This is a genomic window from Kitasatospora sp. NPDC097691, assembly GCF_040302665.1.
In the GTDB taxonomy this organism is placed as follows: domain Bacteria; phylum Actinomycetota; class Actinomycetes; order Streptomycetales; family Streptomycetaceae; genus Kitasatospora.
On record NZ_JBEORY010000031.1, the window covers coordinates 22,225 to 39,025 of the forward strand.

Consider the following 16,801-nt stretch of genomic DNA (forward strand, 5'->3'; position numbering starts at 1 on the left):
TTGCGGTCGAGCGCTCAGGATACGAAACGGGTCGGCGCGCCGACCGGTCGGCCGGATACGCTGGCCACGTGCGTCCCCGACCAAGCGGGGGCGCAAAGCCGACAGCCGTCGCACCAGGGAGAAGCCCCATGGCCACTGCAGCCGATCCGTCCATCACTCAGCAGAGCCGCGCGAACGCGCTGCGTGAAGCGCTCGCCACCCGGGTGGTGGTGGCCGATGGTGCGATGGGCACCATGCTCCAGGCGCAGGACCCGACGCTGGAGGACTTCCAGAACCTCGAGGGTTGCAACGAGGTCCTCAACATCACCCGGCCCGACATCGTCCGCTCCGTCCACGAGGCCTACTTCGGCGTCGGTGTGGACTGCGTGGAGACGAACACCTTCGGCGCCAACTTCGCCGCGCTCGGCGAGTACGACATCCCCGAGCGGATCTTCGAGCTGTCCGAGGCCGGCGCCCGGATCGCCCGCGAGAGCGCCGACGCGCACAGCGCCGCCGACGGCCGCGTCCGCTGGGTGCTCGGCTCGATCGGCCCCGGCACCAAGCTGCCGACCCTCGGCCACGCCCCGTACGAGGCGCTGCGCGACGGCTTCCAGCAGAACGCGGCCGGGCTGATCGCCGGCGGCGCCGACGCGCTGCTGGTGGAGACCAGCCAGGACCTGCTGCAGACCAAGGCCGCCATCCTGGGCTCCAAGCGCGCCCTGGCCGAGGCCGGGCTGGACCTGCCGGTGCTGGTGCAGGTGACGGTGGAGACCACCGGCACCATGCTGCTCGGCTCCGAGATCGGCGCCGCGCTCACCGCGCTGGAGCCGCTCGGCGTGGACTACATCGGCCTCAACTGCGCCACCGGCCCGGCCGAGATGAGCGAGCACCTGCGGTACCTGGCCAAGAACGCCCGGATCGGCCTGTCCTGCATGCCGAACGCGGGCCTGCCGGTGCTCGGCAAGGACGGCGCCCACTACCCGCTCAGCCCGGTCGAACTGGCCGACGCGCACGACGTGTTCACCCGCGAGTACGGCCTCTCGCTGGTCGGCGGCTGCTGCGGCACCACGCCCGAGCACCTGCGCGCCGTGGTCGAGCGGGTCCAGGGCCGCGAGATCGCCGTGCGCGAGCCGCAGCCCGAGCCGTCGGCCGCCTCGCTGTACCAGGCGGTGCCGTTCCGCCAGGACACCTCGTACCTCGCGATCGGCGAGCGCACCAACGCCAACGGCTCCAAGAAGTTCCGCGAGTCGATGCTGGCCGGCGACTGGCAGGCCTGCGTGGAGATCGCCCGCGACCAGATCCGCGACGGCTCCCACCTGCTGGACCTCTGCGTGGACTACGTCGGCCGCGACGGCGTCGCCGACATGAAGGAGATCGCGGGCCGCCTGGCCACCGCCTCCACCCTGCCGATCGTGCTGGACTCCACCGAGCCGCCCGTGCTGCGGGCCGGCCTGGAGGCCCTCGGCGGCCGCGCGGTGCTCAACTCCGTCAACTACGAAGACGGCAACGCCCCCGACTCCCGCTTCGGCCGGATCGCCTCGCTGGCGCGCGAGCACGGCGCCGGCCTGATCGCGCTGACCATCGACGAGCAGGGCCAGGCCCGCACCGCCGACCTGAAGGTGGAGATCGCCGAGCGGCTGATCGCCGAGCTCACCACCGACTACGGCATCGACGAGGGCTCGATCCTGGTCGACTGCCTCACCTTCACCCTGGCCACCGGCCAGGAGGAGTCCCGCCGGGACGGCATCGAGACCATCGGGGCGATCCGCGAGCTCAAGCGCCGCCACCCGAAGGTGCAGACCACGCTCGGCCTGTCCAACATCTCCTTCGGCCTCAACCCGGCCGCCCGCGTCGTGCTCAACTCGGTCTTCCTGCACGAGTGCGTGGAGGCCGGCCTGGACTCGGCGATCGTGCACGCCTCCAAGATCCTGCCGATCTCCCGGATCCCCGAGGACCAGCGCGAGGCCGCCCTCGACCTGGTCTACGACCGCCGCCGGGACGGCTACGACCCGCTGCAGCGCCTGCTGGAGCTGTTCGAGGGCGTCTCCGCCGCCTCGGTCAAGGCCTCCAAGGCCGAGGAGCTGGCCGCGCTCCCGCTGGACGAGCGGCTGCAGCGCCGGATCATCGACGGCGAGCGGAACGGCCTGGAGGCCGACCTGGACGAGGCGCTGACCGGGCGCCCCGCGCTGGAGATCATCAACGACACCCTGCTGGCCGGCATGAAGGTGGTCGGCGAGCTGTTCGGCTCGGGCCAGATGCAGCTGCCGTTCGTGCTCCAGTCCGCCGAGGTGATGAAGACCGCGGTGGCCCACCTGGAGCCGCACATGGAGAAGTCCGACAGCGAGGGCAAGGGCACCATCGTGCTGGCCACCGTCAAGGGCGACGTCCACGACATCGGCAAGAACCTGGTCGACATCATCCTGTCCAACAACGGCTACAACGTCGTCAACCTGGGCATCAAGCAGCCGGTCTCGGCGATCCTGGACGCCGCGCAGGAGCACAACGCCGACGTGATCGGGATGTCCGGCCTGTTGGTGAAGTCCACCGTGATCATGAAGGAGAACCTGGAGGAGCTCAACCAGCGCAAGCTGGCCTCCAGTTACCCGGTGATCCTCGGCGGCGCCGCGCTCACCCGCGCCTACGTCGAGCAGGACCTGCACGAGATCTACGAGGGCGAGGTCCGCTACGCCCGGGACGCCTTCGAGGGCCTGCGGCTGATGGACGCGCTGATCGCGGTCAAGCGCGGCGTGCCCGGCGCGGCCCTGCCGGAGCTCAAGCAGCGCCGACACGCCCGGGTCGAGGTGGAGGAGCCGGAGCCGGAGGTGAACCTCGGTCAGATCCGCTCCGACGTCACCGTCGACAACACCGTGCCCACCCCGCCGTTCTGGGGCGACCGGATCGTCAAGGGCATCCCGTTCGCCGACTACGCCTCCTGGCTGGACGAGGACGCGCTGTTCAAGGGCCAGTGGGGCCTGAAGGCCGCGCGCTCGGGAGGGGCGGCGCACGGCGCCTCGAACGAGGGTGTTGGTGGGCGACGGGCGGGCGGGCCGTCCTACGAGGAGCTGGTGGAGACCGAGGGCCGGCCGCGGCTGCGGGCCTGGCTGGACCGGCTGCAGACCGAGGGCTGGCTGGAGGCGGCCGTGGTCTACGGCTACTACCCGGCCAACTCCAAGGGCGACGACCTGATCGTCTTCCACGAGGACGGCACCGAGCGCACCCGCTTCACCTTCCCGCGCCAGCGCCGCGGCCGCCGGCTCTGCCTGGCCGACTTCTTCCGCCCGGAGGAGTCCGGCGTGCGGGACGTGGTCGGCCTGCAGGTGGTCACCATGGGCAACCGGATCTCGGAGGCGGCCAACGAGCTGTTCGCCGGGAACTCCTACCGCGACTACCTGGAGCTGCACGGCCTCTCGGTGCAGCTGGCCGAGGCGCTGGCCGAGTTCTGGCACGCCCGGGTCCGCTACGAGCTGGGCTTCTCCGGCGAGGACCCGCAGGACGTCAAGGACATGTTCGCGCTCAAGTACCGGGGCGCCCGCTTCTCGCTGGGCTACGGGGCCTGCCCCGAGCTGGAGGACCGCGCCAAGATCGCCGAGCTGCTGAAGCCCGAGCGGATCGGCGTGGTGCTCTCCGAGGAGTTCCAGCTGCACCCGGAGCAGTCCACCGACGCGATCGTGATCCACCACCCGGAGGCCAAGTACTTCAACGCCCGGTAACCCGTACGTTCCGCTCCGTTCGCGCTTTCCGGACGAAGCGGGCGTATCCTTGATGATCCTGAACGGGCCGGTCCGCTCACCAGCGGGCCGGCCTGTGCCATCCCCGGGGCGTGCCCCGGGGCCTGCCGGAAGGATCCCGCCATGACCACCAGCCCCACCGCCACCCGTGTCCTGGACCACGGGGACGACCGCGGCCTGCAGGCGGTGCTGCTGGACATGGACGGGACGCTGGTGGACACCGAGGACTTCTGGTGGCAGGCCGAGGTCTCGCTCTTCGCCGAGCTGGGCCACGAACTGGACGAGGCGGACCGCGCCCACGTGGTCGGCGGCCCGATGACCCGGGTGATGGACTACCTGGTGGCCCGGACCGGGGTGGACATCGCCCCGGCCGACCTGGGCGTGCTGGTGAACCAGCGCTTCGTCGACCTGCTGGGCGGCGGCGTGCCGCTCATGCCGGGCGCCGAGCGACTGCTCAACACCCTTGCCGCGCACGGGATCCCGGCCGCCATGGTGTCCGCCTCGCACCGGCACGTGATCGACATCGTGCTGCGCTCGCTGGGTGCCCACCACTTCGCCTTCACCATCGGCGGGGACGAGGTGCCGCGCACCAAGCCGTTCCCGGACCCGTACCTGGAGGCGGCCCGCCGGCTGGGCGCGGAGCCGGGCCGCTGCGTGGTGGTCGAGGACACCCCGACCGGGGTGCGTGCGGGCGAGGCGGCCGGCTGCCCGGTGATCGCGGTGCCCTCGGTGGCGGCGATCGAGCCGGCCCCCGGCCGGCTGGTGCTGCCCTCGCTGGAACAGGTCGACCTCGACCTGCTGCGCTCGCTGGTCGCCTCGAGGGTCTGAGCCGCGCGGTCCGAGGGTCGCCATCGCAGGTGTGATTGTCATCTCATTGCGGCTCGGCCCTACCGGCCGGTACGTGGCTCGACGCCGCTCCGCCCCGGGGGGATCGGGGGAGAAATCGGGCATTGACTGACATCTCGTCGGTCGCGCGGTGATGCCCTGAACCGCCGTGTCCCAAACGTCATCTGCGCGGGTATCGGTCGTGCGTGTTCGATATGGCACGCTACTCGGGTTTCGTGCCACCGATAAGGACGCGCCCCGTGAAGAGTTCAGCTGAACGCCTCGCAGTACTCGGCTGTGCCGGTCTCGTCGCCGTGACGGTGGCCGGCTGCGGATCGGTGACGGACGCCGTGAAGGGGGACAGCGGCAAGTCGATCTCCATGGGCACCGCCCAGCTGACCGGCACCCTGGACCCGGCGACGTCCTACGACTCCGGCTCGTGGCTGGTCCTGCGCAACACCTTCCAGTCGCTGCTCACCTTCCCGGCCGCCGCCAGCTCGCCGACCCCGGACGCCGCGCAGTCGTGCGAGTTCACCGGCGGCGAGGCCACTGAGTACCACTGCACCCTGCGGCCCGGGCTGAAGTTCTCGAACGGCCACCCGCTGACCGCCGCGGACGTGGTCTTCTCGATCGAGCGCACCCGGAAGATCAACGACCAGAACGGTCCGGTCTCCCTGCTCTCCTCGATCAAGTCCGTCGAGGCCAAGGGCGACAACGAGGTGCTGTTCCACCTCTCCGCGCCCGACGCCACCCTGCCGGCCAAGCTGGCCACCCCGGCCGGAGCCATCGTGGACCACCAGGTCTACCCGGCCGACAAGGCCCTGGCCAACGACAAGCAGGTCGGCTCCGGCCCGTACCGCATCGACTCGGTCGACACCGACGGCGGCGGCAAGCAGGTCGGCAAGGTCGTGCTGTCCCCCAACGACAAGTACGGCGGCGACGCCAAGCTGCGGAACAACAAGTTCACCGTCCGGTACTTCGACAAGGCGGAGGACCTGAAGGCCGCGCTGGACAAGGGCGACGTCGACCTCACCGACAACAGCCTGGAGCCGAACACCGCCGCCCAGATCCGCTCCGACCAGCAGGGCGGAAAGACCGACCTGCAGGTGACCGAGGGCGACAGCAACGACACCCGCTCGCTGGTCTTCAACACCAAGGACGCGGTCGGCAGCAACGTCGCGATCCGCCAGGCCGCCGCGCAGCTGATGGACCGCAAGGCGCTCGCCCGCGACGTCTTCGCCCGGACCGTCCAGCCGCTCTACGCGATGGTCCCCGCCGGTGTCACCGGCCACAACACCGCGTTCTTCGACCGCTACGGCGACCAGGACGCGACCAAGGCCAAGAAGATCCTCACCGACGCCAAGGTCCAGACCCCGGTCAAGCTGACCATCACCTGGTCCCGCTCGCGGGCCGGCAGCAACGAGGCCGACACGCTGAAGAAGCAGCTGGAGGCCGGCGGCCTGTTCCAGGTCACCGTCCAGCAGGAGCCGGACTGGGAGGCCTTCAAGAAGGGCTGGGCCGACGGCAAGTACCAGGCCTACGTCATCGGTTGGTTCGCCGACTACCCGGACCCGGACAACTACATCTCCCCGCTGCTGGTCAACGGCGGTGCCTACCACCACGGTTGGGACGACCCGCGGATCAGCGGCAAGCTGGTGCCGGACGGCCTCAAGCAGGCCGACCGCAGTGCGGCCGCCGCCGGCTACGGGCAGATCCAGCAGATCGAGGCCGAGAGCGTGCCGCTGATCCCGCTGTACCAGAACAAGTCCTTCTACGCGGCCCGTTCGTACGTCACCGGCGTCGAGTCCACCGTCGACACCACCGGTTTCTTCCGCTTCTGGGAGATCAGCCGCACCGCCAAGTAGCGCCTGCAGGACGGCGGCCCGTCCGCTCCTCCGTCACCGGGGGAGCGGACGGGCCGCCGTCACGTTCCCGCGCGCCCGCACGGGCCGCGGGAGGCCCGCTACAGGGTGCCCGGGCGCACCAGCCCGCTCTCGTAGGCGTACACCGCCGCCTGCACCCGGTCGCGCAGCTGGAGCTTGGTCAGCACATGGCCGACGTGGGTCTTCACCGTGGTCTCGCTGACGAACAGCTCGGCCGCGATCTCCGCGTTCGACAGCCCGCGCGCCACCAGCTTCAGCACCTCCAGCTCCCGCTCGGTCAGCGCGCTCAGCGCCTGCGGCGGCGCCTCGTCGCCCGAGGGCAGCTTGGTGGCGTACATGTCCAGCAGTCGCCGGGTGATGCTCGGCGCCAGCATCGCCGCGCCGTCCGCGACCACCCGGATCGCCTGCACCAGCTCCTCGGCCGGGACGTCCTTCAGCAGGAAGCCGCTGGCGCCCGCGCGCAGCGCCTCCACCACGTACTCGTCCAGGTCGAAGGTGGTCAGCACCAGGACCTTGGCCGGGCCGTCCCGCCCCGGGCCGGCGATCCGGCGGGTCGCCTCGACGCCGTCCATCCGCGGCATCCGGATGTCCATCAGCACCACGTCGGGCTGCAGCGCCCGCACCTGGTCCAGCGCCTGCTGACCGTCGCCGGCCTCACCGACCACCACCAGGTCGGACTCGGCCTCCAGGATCATCCGGAAACCGGTGCGCAGCAGCGGCTGGTCGTCGACCAGCAGCACTCGGATCGTCACTAGGACTCCTTGATCATCGGATCCCCCGTGGGATCGTCTTCATCAGACGTACGGGCCAGCGGCAAGGGGTACGGCGGCGGAGTACCGCCGAACTCCGGGCAGCTGGCCTGGTGGTCGCACCAGTCGCAGAGGCGGTTGCGGGTGGCCGGGAAGTCCCCGGTGGCCACGGCCTGGCCGATCCGCTCCCACAACGCCTTCAGCTTGCGCTCCACCGCGAGCAGATCGGCCTCGTCGGGGTCGTAGCTGACCACGTCCCCGCCCCCGCCGAGATAGACGAGCTGGAGGCGCTTGGGGATCACACCCTTCCACCGCCACACGACCAGCGCGTAGAACTTCATCTGGAACATCGCCTTGCCCTCGAAGTCCCGAGAGGGCGCCCGGCCGGTCTTGTAGTCCACCAGCCGGACCTCGCCGGTCGGGGCGACGTCCACCCGGTCGATGTAGCCGCGCAGCAACAGCCCCGAGTCCAGGGCCGTCTCCACGTACAACTCCCGCTCCACCGGGTGCAGCCGGGTCGGGTCCTCCAGCCGGAACCACTGGCCGACCAGCTTCTCGGCGTCCGCCAGCCAGCGGGTGAGCGCCGCGCCGTCCGGGTCGTCCGGGAACAACGACACCAGCTCCGGCCGTTCACCGAGCAGCCGCTCCCACTGCGGGCGCAGCAGGCCCAGTGCCCGTTCCGGCGTGCGCTCGGCCGCCGGGCTGTCGAACAGCCGCTCCAGCACCGCGTGCACCAGCGTGCCCCTGGTGGCCGCGGAGCTCGGCGGCTCGGGCAGCCGGTCGATCACCCGCAGCCGGTACAGCAGGGGACAGGTGAGGAAGTCCCCCGCCCGGGACGGGGACAGGCCGGTCGGGGGCGCCGCCGGGCGCACCGCGGCCCCGGCGGCGCTGGTGGTGTCGGTCTGCTGCATGGCTACGACCCTATTGCCCTTCGCTGTCATCCCGCTGCCACCGGGGTGCCACCGAGGGGCCCGTAACGGGTATGAAGGCAGCAGGAGGGGCGCGCGGCACCGGAGTGCCACGATCACGTAGCGTGGGCGCACCGGGGCACGACGGGGGCGACGACCGAAGGGATCACGGTGAGCGACAACAGGGGGCAACAGACCTCCGACCAGCCACCGCAGGACGACCGAGGGCGCCCGGCCGGGCAGCCGCCGGAGCGCCGCGGCGGCCTCCTGATGGGCCGGCCCTTCGGCGTGCCGGTCTACGTCACCCCCTCCTGGTTCGTCATCGCCGCGCTGATCACCTGGGTGTTCGGCGGACAGCTGAACGACGTGCTGCCCGACCTCGGCGGCACCCGCTACCTGGTCGCGTTCTCCTTCGCGGTCGCCTTCTACGCCTCCGTCCTGGTGCACGAACTCGCCCACACCGTGGTCGCGCTGCGCTACAAGCTCGGCGTGCGGCGGATCCAGCTGCAGTTCTTCGGCGGCGTCTCCGAGATCGAGAACGAGGCCACCACGCCCTGGCGCGAGTTCTGGCTGGCCTTCGTCGGCCCGCTGCTCTCGCTGGCGCTCGGCGGCGTGTTCTACCTCGGGGTGCGGGCCGTCGAGCTGTCCACCGTGCCCGGCGTGCTGCTCACCGGCCTGATGGTGTCCAACCTCGTGGTCGCCGCCTTCAACCTGCTGCCCGGGCTGCCGCTGGACGGCGGACGGATGCTGCGCGCCGTCGTCTGGGCGATCACCGGGAAGCCGATGACCGGCACGGTGGCCGCCGCCTGGGTCGGCCGGGCGCTGGCGATCGTCGTGCTGTTCGGCCTGCCCCTGGTCAGCGCCGCCCGCGGGGTCGAGCGCACCACCACCGACACCCTGGTCGACGCGGTGCTGGCCGCCGTGCTCGCCGCGATCATCTGGAACGGCGCCACCGGCAGCGTGCGCAACGCCCGGCTCAAGGAGGCGCTGCCCGACCTGCGGCTGCGCGACCTCGCCCGCCGGACCGTCGAGGTCACCGCCGACACCCCGCTCGGCGAGGCGATGCGCCGCGCCCGCGAGGCCCGGGCCGGCGCGGTGGTCGTGGTGGACGGCCGGGGCGATCCGATCGCCATCGTGCGCGAGTCCGCGGTCCGGGCCGTACCCGAGCACCGCCGACCCTGGGTGGCTGTGGGCGCGCTCTCCCGCGACCTCGAGCCCGGGCTGCGGCTGGACGCCGACCTGAGCGGCGAGGACCTGCTGAGGGCCGTCCAGGCCACCCCGGCGGGCGAGTACCTGGTGGTCGAGGCGGACGGCCGGGTGTACGGCGTCGCCGCGCTCAGCGACATCGAGCAGCGCCTCACCGCCGCCGTCACCGGTCGGTGACGGCCGCGACCGCCGCCGTGACCAGGGCCCGGTGAGGCGGGGCCGTCCGCTTCCCTTAGGATTGGCCGCATGTCCGAACCGACCGGTGCCGCCCGCCGACGCGGGCCCTTCCAGGTCGGGGACCAGGTCCAGCTGACCGACCCCAAGGGTCGCCACTACACGTTCACGCTCCAGGCCGGGAACCAGTTCCACACCCACAAGGGTGCGTTCCCGCACGACGAGCTGATCGGCGCTCCCGAGGGCACGGTCGTGCGTACCACGGGGAACGTCCCGTACCTCGCGCTGCGCCCCCTGCTCCCCGACTACGTCCTGTCCATGCCCCGCGGCGCCGCCGTGATCTACCCCAAGGACGCGGGGCAGATCCTGGCGATGGCCGACATCTTCGCGGGCGCCCGCGTGGTCGAGGCCGGCGTCGGCTCGGGCGCGCTCAGCATGTACCTGCTGCGCGCCGTCGGCGAGCACGGCATGCTGGCCTCCTACGAGCGCCGGCAGGACTTCGCCGACATCGCCCAGGGCAACGTCGAGCGCTACTTCGGCGGGCCGCACCCGGCGTGGAAGCTCACCGTCGGCGACCTCCAGGACAACCTGGTCGAGGCCGACGTCGACCGCGTCATCCTCGACATGCTCGCCCCCTGGGAGTGCCTGGACGTCGCCTCCAAGGCGCTCGTCCCCGGCGGCCTCATCTGCTGCTACGTGGCCACCACCACGCAGATGTCCAAGACCGTCGAGGCGCTGCGCGAGCACGGCACCTTCACCGAGCCGCAGGCCTGGGAGACCATGGTCCGCACCTGGCACCTGGAGGGCCTGGCCGTCCGCCCGGACCACCGGATGATCGGCCACACCGGCTTCCTGCTCACCGCCCGCCGCCTGGCGGACGGCGTCGAGCCGCCGCTGCGCCGCCGCCGCCCGGCCAAGGGCGCGTACGGCGAGGACTACGACAACGGGTCGCCCGAGTCGACCCTGCAGGAGCGCGCCGCCGCCCGCAAGGCCGCCCGCTCCACCGACGGCGACCAGCCCGACCTGGGCTGAGCCCGCACACCACGGAGGGGTGGCACGAGCGATCTCGTGCCACCCCTCCTGCCGTGTCGACGCGCCCCCGGCTCCCCGGCCGTGAGTCCCCGAGCACCGTGTGGGACGATGCTCGCGCACGCAGACCAGCTCCTGGAGCTCTGGAGGGGACGCCTGGTGGAGACCGCGGTCGGGACGACGGCGACGGCCGGACAGCAGACGCCGGAGGGCCGCACCCGGCCCCGGCACGTGCGCACCGCCCCCTGGCACTGGGCCCTCGCCCTGGCCGGCTGCGGCGCGGTGGTGGGCGCCGCCCTCGCGGCCTCCCCGGCGACCGGCACCCCGGTGCCCGCCCACGGCACCCCCGCGGCCCTCGCCGCGAGCGCCGCACCCGACCCGGCCAAGGCCCAACTCCCGATCGACTGCGGCCCGTTCCCGGTCGCGACGGTGCTCAGCGTGCCCGCCCGGCTGGCCGACGGACGCCCCGGCACCGTGGTCGCCGCGCACTGCGCCGCCGAGACCGGCACCCCGCCGGACGCCGTCTTCCTGCTCGGCTACGGCCCCGGCGACCGCCCCACGGTGCTGGCCACCCTGCTCACCGAGCGCGAGAACCTCACCGTGAGCCGGCTCGCGGTGCGCTCCGACGGCGCCATCACCGGCCACGCGCACGGGTATTCGAGCGAGGACGTGCCGCGCTTCCGGCCCGACATCTCACTGGAACTCACCTGGACGCCCAAGGGCGGCGGCTGGGAACGCTCCCAGACCACCGCCCCGGTCGGCCAGGCCTGACGGGCCCGCGCGCCTACTCCGCGTCCGGCCCGTACACCTCGACCCGGTCCGCGGCCCGGCGCACGTGGATGCAGTCGCCGGGGCAGTCCTTCACCGAGTCCACCACGTCCTGAAGGAGCGTCAGCGGCACCGGGGCGGTCTCCCCGGGCTGCTGGCGCAGCTCGTCGTCCGGCCCCTTCACGTAGGCGAGGCCGTCGATGTCGAGCTCGAAGACCTCCGGTGCGTACTGGACGCAGATCCCGTCGCCGGTGCACAGATCCTGGTCGATCCACACCTCCAGCTCTCCGGTCGCCGCAGCCGTCTGCTCGGTCACCGACATGGTCCCCTGCCGTTTCTGTCCCGGGTCGCCCATTTCTGGGAGCAATCCCGCCATTCGTACAACGATCGGACCTCGCGTTGTGGTCGCGATCGGATATCACTTCGCTCGACGATACATCTGGCCCGCTTTGGGCGGTGCGCGGTGGGTATCCCCCTTAGCAGAGGGGAAGCACGCTGGGGCGAAGATCGGACACGCCCGTTCCATCTTTCTTGATCTAGGGGTTTACGGACCCCTGGTCCCAGGTAGGGTCTGGAAGCGTCCAGCTCCCCGGAGGAGGTGAGGACCGTGGCAGCCCACGATGACGACTACAACCGCAGCACCGGCAGGCCCGCTCGTGGTTCCGACGAGGCCGCTCAGGTCTCGTACCTTGAGCAGGAAATCGCCGTGCTGCGCCGCAAGCTCGCCGACTCGCCGCGCAATTCGAGAATCCTCGAAGAGCGGATCGTCGAGCTCCAGACCAACCTGGCCGGCGTGACCGCCCAGAACGAACGGCTCGCCTCCACCCTGCGTGAGGCCCGCGACCAGATCGTGGCCCTCAAGGAGGAAGTGGACCGGCTGGCACAGCCCCCGGCCGGCTTCGGCACCTTCCTCGACGCGAACGAGGACGGGACCGCGGACATCTTCACCGGCGGGCGCAAGCTCCGCGTGAACGTCAGCCCCAACGTCGCCCTCGACGAGCTGCGGCGCGGCCAGGAAGTGATGCTCAACGAGGCCCTCAACATCGTGGACGCGATGGCCTTCGAGCGCATCGGCGAGATCGTCACCCTCAAGGAGGTCCTGGAGGACGGCGAGCGCGCCCTGGTTCTCGGCCACACCGACGAGGAGCGGGTGGTGCGCCTCGCCGAACCGCTGCGCGAGCTCACCATCCGGGCGGGGGACGCCCTGCTGCTGGAACCGCGTTCCGGCTACGTGTACGAGGTCGTGCCGAAGGCCGAGGTCGAGGAGCTGGTCCTCGAAGAGGTCCCGGACATCGACTACCGCCAGATCGGCGGCCTGAGCAACCAGATCGAGCTGATCCGCGACGCGGTCGAGCTGCCGTACCTGCACGCCGACCTCTTCAAGGAGTACGAGCTGCGCCCGCCCAAGGGCGTCCTGCTCTACGGCCCGCCCGGCTGCGGCAAGACGCTGATCGCCAAGGCCGTCGCCAACTCGCTGGCCAAGAAGGTCGCCGAGGTCACCGGCCGCCCGCAGGGGAAGAGCTACTTCCTCAACATCAAGGGCCCCGAGCTGCTCAACAAGTACGTGGGCGAGACCGAGCGGCAGATCCGCCTGGTCTTCCAGCGGGCCCGGGAGAAGGCGGGCGAGGGCACCCCGGTCATCGTCTTCTTCGACGAGATGGAGTCGCTGTTCCGCACCCGCGGCTCCGGTGTCAGCTCGGACGTGGAGAACACCATCGTCCCGCAGCTGCTCGCCGAGATCGACGGCGTGGAGGGCCTGGAGAACGTCATCGTCATCGGCGCCTCGAACCGCGAGGACATGATCGACCCGGCGATCCTGCGGCCCGGCCGCCTGGACGTCAAGATCAAGATCGAGCGCCCGGACGCCGAGGCCGCGAAGGACATCTTCTCCAAGTACCTCAAGGACTCGCTGCCGTTCCACCCGGACGACCTCAAGGAGCACGACGGCTCCGTCGAGGCCACGGTGGCCGCGATGATCCAGTCGGTGGTGGAGCGGATGTACTCCGAGACCGAGGAGAACCGCTTCCTGGAGGTCACCTACGCCAACGGTGACAAGGAGGTCCTGTACTTCAAGGACTTCAACTCCGGCGCGATGATCCAGAACATCGTCGACCGCGCGAAGAAGATGGCCATCAAGGACTTCCTCGACCACGGCCAGCGCGGCCTGCGCGTCTCCCACCTGCTCGCCGCCTGCGTGGACGAGTTCAAGGAGAACGAGGACCTCCCGAACACCACCAACCCGGACGACTGGGCCCGCATCTCCGGCAAGAAGGGCGAGCGGATCGTCTTCATCCGCACGCTGGTCACCGGCAAGCAGGGCGCCGAGTCCGGCCGCTCCATCGACACTGTCGCCAACACGGGGCAGTACCTGTAGGGAAGCACGCGGTTACCCGGGCCGGAAGCGGTCCCCGGAGCTGTACGCACACCGTCCGGCTGTGGCGCCTCGCGGCCCCGCAGCCGGACGGCGCGTCTCGGGGCCCGCCGGTCGGCGCCGGGTTCTAGGCTCGACCCACCGTCCGCGGGCAGATGGCCGGCGCCGGTGTTGTTCAGCGGTACGTCAGCGTGTTCCGCCCGCCGGGGGCGGCGCACCGGGCAAGGAGGGCCGCATGACCGTACGGCGCGTGATGGGCATCGAGACCGAGTACGGGATCTCCGTGCCCGGGCACCCCAACGCCAACGCCATGCTCACCTCGTCCCAGATCGTCAACGCCTACGCGGCGGCGATGCACCGGGCACGGCGGGCCCGCTGGGACTTCGAGGAGGAGAATCCGCTGCGCGACGCGCGGGGCTTCGACCTGGCGCGCGAGGTGGCGGACGCCAGCCAGCTGACCGACGAGGACATCGGCCTCGCCAACGTCATCCTCACCAACGGGGCCCGGTTCTACGTGGACCACGCGCACCCCGAGTACAGCTCGCCCGAGGTGACCAACCCGCGCGACGCCGTGCTGTGGGACAAGGCCGGCGAACGGATCATGGCGGCCGCCGCGCAGCGCGCGCTGGAGCTGCCCAACGGGCAGAACATCCACCTGTACAAGAACAACACCGACAACAAGGGCGCCTCCTACGGCACCCACGAGAACTACCTGATGAAGCGGGCGACGCCGTTCGCCGACATCGTCCGCCACCTCACCCCGTTCTTCGTCTCCCGGCAGGTGGTCACCGGCGCCGGCCGGGTCGGCATCGGCCAGGACGGCTCGGCGCACGGCTTCCAGATCAGCCAGCGCGCGGACTACTTCGAGGTCGAGGTCGGCCTGGAGACCACGCTCAAGCGGCCGATCATCAACACCCGGGACGAACCGCACGCCGACGCCGAGAAGTACCGCCGGCTGCACGTGATCATCGGGGACGCCAACCTCTCCGAGATCTCCACCTACCTCAAGCTGGGCACCACCTCGCTGGTCCTGTCGATGATCGAGGACTCCTTCATCGCCTCCGACCTCGCGGTCGACCAGCCGGTGCGCACCCTGCACCGGGTCTCGCACGACCCGACGCTCAAGCACCTGATCACCCTGCGCAACGGGCGCAAGCTCACCGCGGTCCAGCTGCAGCTGGAGTACTTCGAGCTGGCCCGCAAGTACGTCGAGGACCGCTTCGGGACGGACGCGGACGAGCAGACGGTGGACGTGCTGGCCCGCTGGGAGGACGTCCTGGGCCGGCTGGAGCGGGACCCGATGTCGCTGTCCAAGCAACTGGACTGGATCGCCAAGCGGGAGATCCTGGAGGGCTACCGCAGCCGGGACGCCCTGGAGTGGTCCAACCCGCGGCTGCAGCTGGTCGACCTCCAGTACAGCGACGTGCGGCCCGAGAAGGGCCTCTACAACCGCCTGGTGGCCCGCGGACGGTTCGAGCGGCTGCTGACCGAGGACGAGGTCGAGCGGGCCGTCTCCAAGCCCCCGGAGGACACCAGGGCGTACTTCCGCGGGCGCTGCCTGGAGCAGTACGCGGACCACGTCGCCGCGGCCTCCTGGGACTCGGTGATCTTCGACCTGCCGGGCCGGGACTCGCTGCAGCGGGTGCCCACGCTGGAGCCGCTGCGGGGCACCCGCAACCACGTCAAGGAGCTGCTGGACCGCTGCCGCACGGCGGAGGACCTGCTCCGGGTGCTGTCCGGCGGGTAACTTTTCGATCACCACGGGTGAACGTCCGCCGAATGGGAATCATCCGGGGTGGCAGCGGGTGTTGGACAGGAAGCGCCACCGGCAAACCGGGAGCGGCAGTCGCACCTTGTGTATAGGGTCGGTGCCAACCGGCAACGACCCAACCGACCAAACCGTGCCAGACGAATCGAGCGGGGTGAGGGAAATGGCGAGCAAGGACACCGGCGGCGGCCAGCAGCGGGCAAACCGCTCCTCCGAGGAGGTCGAGGAGCAGGCCGCGGAAACGCAGAATTCCGACGACCTCAAGGAACGCCAGGAAAAGCTGAGCGACGACGTCGACGCGGTGCTGGACGAAATCGACGAGGTCCTGGAGTCGAATGCCGAGGATTTCGTCCGCGGCTTCGTGCAGAAGGGCGGGCAATAGTCCGTCCCCGATATTCGGGAATTCACGGTCGTGACCGTCGAGAGCGGTCGGGCGGCACTGGCCGCCCGGCCGCCCGGCACCTCCCCTCCTCGCGCCGACGGTGATCGTCGGGCGGGTAGGGTGCGGGCAGCGCGAGCTTCAAGCAACTGGAAGGAATCGTGTGGAAGCCAACACTCGTGGCACCGGGCGTCTACCGGCTGCCTTCCTGACCCCGGGGTCGTCCTCGTTCCTCGACTTCCTGGCCGAGTACCAGCCGGAACTGATCCCCGGCCGCCGGGGGCTCCCCGAGGGGTCCGTGGTCGAAGCCCCGCACGGGACCACGATCGTGGCCGCGGTTTTCGACGGCGGCGTGGTGATCGCCGGTGACCGCCGGGCGACGATGGGCAACGTGATCGCCCAGCGCGACATCGAGAAGGTGTTCCCGGCCGACGAGTACAGCGCGGTCGGCATCGCCGGCACCGCCGGCCTCGCGGTCGAGATGGTTCGGCTGTTCCAGCTGGAGCTGGAGCACTACGAGAAGATCGAGGGCACCACGCTCTCCCTGGAGGGCAAGGCCAACCGCCTCACCACCATGATCCGGGGCAACCTGGGCATGGCGATGCAGGGGCTGGCGGTCGTGCCGATCTTCGCCGGCTACGACCTGGACCTGGGCCGCGGCCGGATCTTCAACTACGACGTCACCGGCGGGCGTTCCGAGGAGCGCGGCTTCGCCGCCACCGGTTCGGGGTCGGTCTTCGCCCGCGGTTCGATGAAGAAGCTGTACCGCGAGGAGCTGACGGCCGACCAGGCCGTCACCCTGGTCGTCCAGGCGCTCTACGACGCGGCGGACGACGACTCCGCCACCGGCGGCCCGGACCTCGCCCGCAAGATCTTCCCGATCGTCTCGCTGATCACCGCGGACGGCTTCCGCCGGCTCACCGAGGCGGAGGTCACGGAGGTCGCCGTCGCCATCACCGACGAACGCCTGACCCGCCCCAACGGTCCGCAGGCCCCGCTGATCTAGCCATCACCTCACAGGAAGGGGACGACCG

At 70.9% G+C, this 16,801-nt stretch carries 13 protein-coding genes; 10 read left to right on the plus strand and 3 right to left on the minus strand.

Features of this window, described 5'->3' with window-relative positions:
* The first annotated feature begins 128 nt into the window (after positions 1 to 128).
* The 3 genes from metH to ABTY56_RS22065 all read left to right on the plus strand — a co-directional run bounded on the left by metH (position 129) and on the right by ABTY56_RS22065 (position 6,397).
* Entirely contained in the window at positions 129 to 3,689 is a 3,561-nt protein-coding gene (metH, locus tag ABTY56_RS22055; protein WP_350630683.1) for a methionine synthase, read from the plus strand.
* A gap of 141 nt (positions 3,690 to 3,830) precedes the next feature.
* The gene (locus tag ABTY56_RS22060) at positions 3,831 to 4,535 is read left to right on the plus strand and encodes an HAD family hydrolase (RefSeq protein WP_350630684.1); all 705 of its coding nucleotides are present in this window, start codon (positions 3,831 to 3,833) and stop codon (positions 4,533 to 4,535) included.
* A 257-nt stretch (positions 4,536 to 4,792) separates the two neighbouring features.
* The gene (locus ABTY56_RS22065) at positions 4,793 to 6,397 is read left to right on the plus strand and encodes an ABC transporter substrate-binding protein (protein ID WP_350630685.1); all 1,605 of its coding nucleotides are present in this window, start codon (positions 4,793 to 4,795) and stop codon (positions 6,395 to 6,397) included.
* Between the two features lie 98 nt (positions 6,398 to 6,495).
* Here ABTY56_RS22065 and ABTY56_RS22070 read toward each other — a convergent pair whose 3' ends face one another.
* Both ABTY56_RS22070 and ABTY56_RS22075 read right to left on the minus strand, forming a co-directional pair.
* Entirely contained in the window at positions 6,496 to 7,167 is a 672-nt protein-coding gene (locus ABTY56_RS22070) for a response regulator (protein WP_350523854.1), read from the minus strand.
* Positions 7,167 to 8,075 (minus strand): RecB family exonuclease, encoded by a 909-nt coding sequence (locus ABTY56_RS22075; RefSeq protein WP_350630686.1) that lies wholly within the window; start codon positions 8,073 to 8,075, stop codon positions 7,167 to 7,169. The genes ABTY56_RS22070 and ABTY56_RS22075 overlap by 1 nt, the downstream gene beginning before the upstream one ends.
* A gap of 162 nt (positions 8,076 to 8,237) precedes the next feature.
* Between ABTY56_RS22075 and ABTY56_RS22080 the strand changes: the two genes are divergently transcribed.
* The 3 genes from ABTY56_RS22080 (at position 8,238) to ABTY56_RS22090 (ending at position 11,252) form a co-directional block, all read left to right on the plus strand.
* Positions 8,238 to 9,455 carry a site-2 protease family protein gene (locus ABTY56_RS22080; protein ID WP_502893166.1) on the plus strand — a complete coding sequence of 406 codons (1,218 nt, stop codon included), beginning with the start codon at positions 8,238 to 8,240 and terminating at the stop codon, positions 9,453 to 9,455.
* A gap of 69 nt (positions 9,456 to 9,524) precedes the next feature.
* Positions 9,525 to 10,484: a tRNA (adenine-N1)-methyltransferase gene (locus tag ABTY56_RS22085; RefSeq protein WP_350630688.1), complete on the plus strand. Its 960-nt coding sequence runs from the start codon at positions 9,525 to 9,527 to the stop codon at positions 10,482 to 10,484.
* A 108-nt stretch (positions 10,485 to 10,592) separates the two neighbouring features.
* The gene (locus ABTY56_RS22090) at positions 10,593 to 11,252 is read left to right on the plus strand and encodes a hypothetical protein (RefSeq protein WP_350630689.1); all 660 of its coding nucleotides are present in this window, start codon (positions 10,593 to 10,595) and stop codon (positions 11,250 to 11,252) included.
* Positions 11,253 to 11,265: 13 nt separating this feature from the next.
* Here ABTY56_RS22090 and ABTY56_RS22095 read toward each other — a convergent pair whose 3' ends face one another.
* Entirely contained in the window at positions 11,266 to 11,571 is a 306-nt protein-coding gene (locus ABTY56_RS22095; RefSeq protein WP_350630690.1) for a ferredoxin, read from the minus strand.
* Positions 11,572 to 11,856: 285 nt separating this feature from the next.
* Between ABTY56_RS22095 and arc the strand changes: the two genes are divergently transcribed.
* The 4 genes from arc (at position 11,857) to prcB (ending at position 16,773) form a co-directional block, all read left to right on the plus strand.
* Positions 11,857 to 13,623, plus strand: coding sequence for a proteasome ATPase (gene arc / locus ABTY56_RS22100; protein ID WP_350630691.1), 1,767 nt, complete (start codon positions 11,857 to 11,859; stop codon positions 13,621 to 13,623).
* 232 nt (positions 13,624 to 13,855) lie between these two features.
* On the plus strand, positions 13,856 to 15,367 hold the full coding sequence (dop, locus tag ABTY56_RS22105) for a depupylase/deamidase Dop (RefSeq protein ID WP_350630692.1): 1,512 nt from the start codon (positions 13,856 to 13,858) through the stop codon (positions 15,365 to 15,367).
* A gap of 184 nt (positions 15,368 to 15,551) precedes the next feature.
* Complete coding sequence (locus tag ABTY56_RS22110; protein ID WP_031069167.1) at positions 15,552 to 15,770, plus strand: ubiquitin-like protein Pup; 219 nt, start codon at positions 15,552 to 15,554, stop codon at positions 15,768 to 15,770.
* A 160-nt stretch (positions 15,771 to 15,930) separates the two neighbouring features.
* Positions 15,931 to 16,773 carry a proteasome subunit beta gene (gene prcB / locus ABTY56_RS22115; RefSeq protein ID WP_350630693.1) on the plus strand — a complete coding sequence of 281 codons (843 nt, stop codon included), beginning with the start codon at positions 15,931 to 15,933 and terminating at the stop codon, positions 16,771 to 16,773.
* Positions 16,774 to 16,801 lie beyond the last annotated feature (28 nt).

Bases quoted from the DNA above. Each gene is read 5' to 3' on its own strand.
- ABTY56_RS22075 (WP_350630686.1), bottom strand. From the start codon at position 8,075: ATGCAGCAGACCGACACCACCAGCGCCGCCGGGGCCGCGGTGCGCCCG.
- ABTY56_RS22060 (WP_350630684.1), top strand. From the start codon at position 3,831: ATGACCACCAGCCCCACCGCCACCCGTGTCCTGGACCACGGGGACGAC.
- dop (WP_350630692.1), top strand. From the start codon at position 13,856: ATGACCGTACGGCGCGTGATGGGCATCGAGACCGAGTACGGGATCTCC.
- ABTY56_RS22090 (WP_350630689.1), top strand. From the start codon at position 10,593: ATGCTCGCGCACGCAGACCAGCTCCTGGAGCTCTGGAGGGGACGCCTG.
- metH (WP_350630683.1), top strand. From the start codon at position 129: ATGGCCACTGCAGCCGATCCGTCCATCACTCAGCAGAGCCGCGCGAAC.
- ABTY56_RS22110 (WP_031069167.1), top strand. From the start codon at position 15,552: ATGGCGAGCAAGGACACCGGCGGCGGCCAGCAGCGGGCAAACCGCTCC.
- ABTY56_RS22095 (WP_350630690.1), bottom strand. From the start codon at position 11,571: ATGTCGGTGACCGAGCAGACGGCTGCGGCGACCGGAGAGCTGGAGGTG.
- ABTY56_RS22085 (WP_350630688.1), top strand. From the start codon at position 9,525: ATGTCCGAACCGACCGGTGCCGCCCGCCGACGCGGGCCCTTCCAGGTC.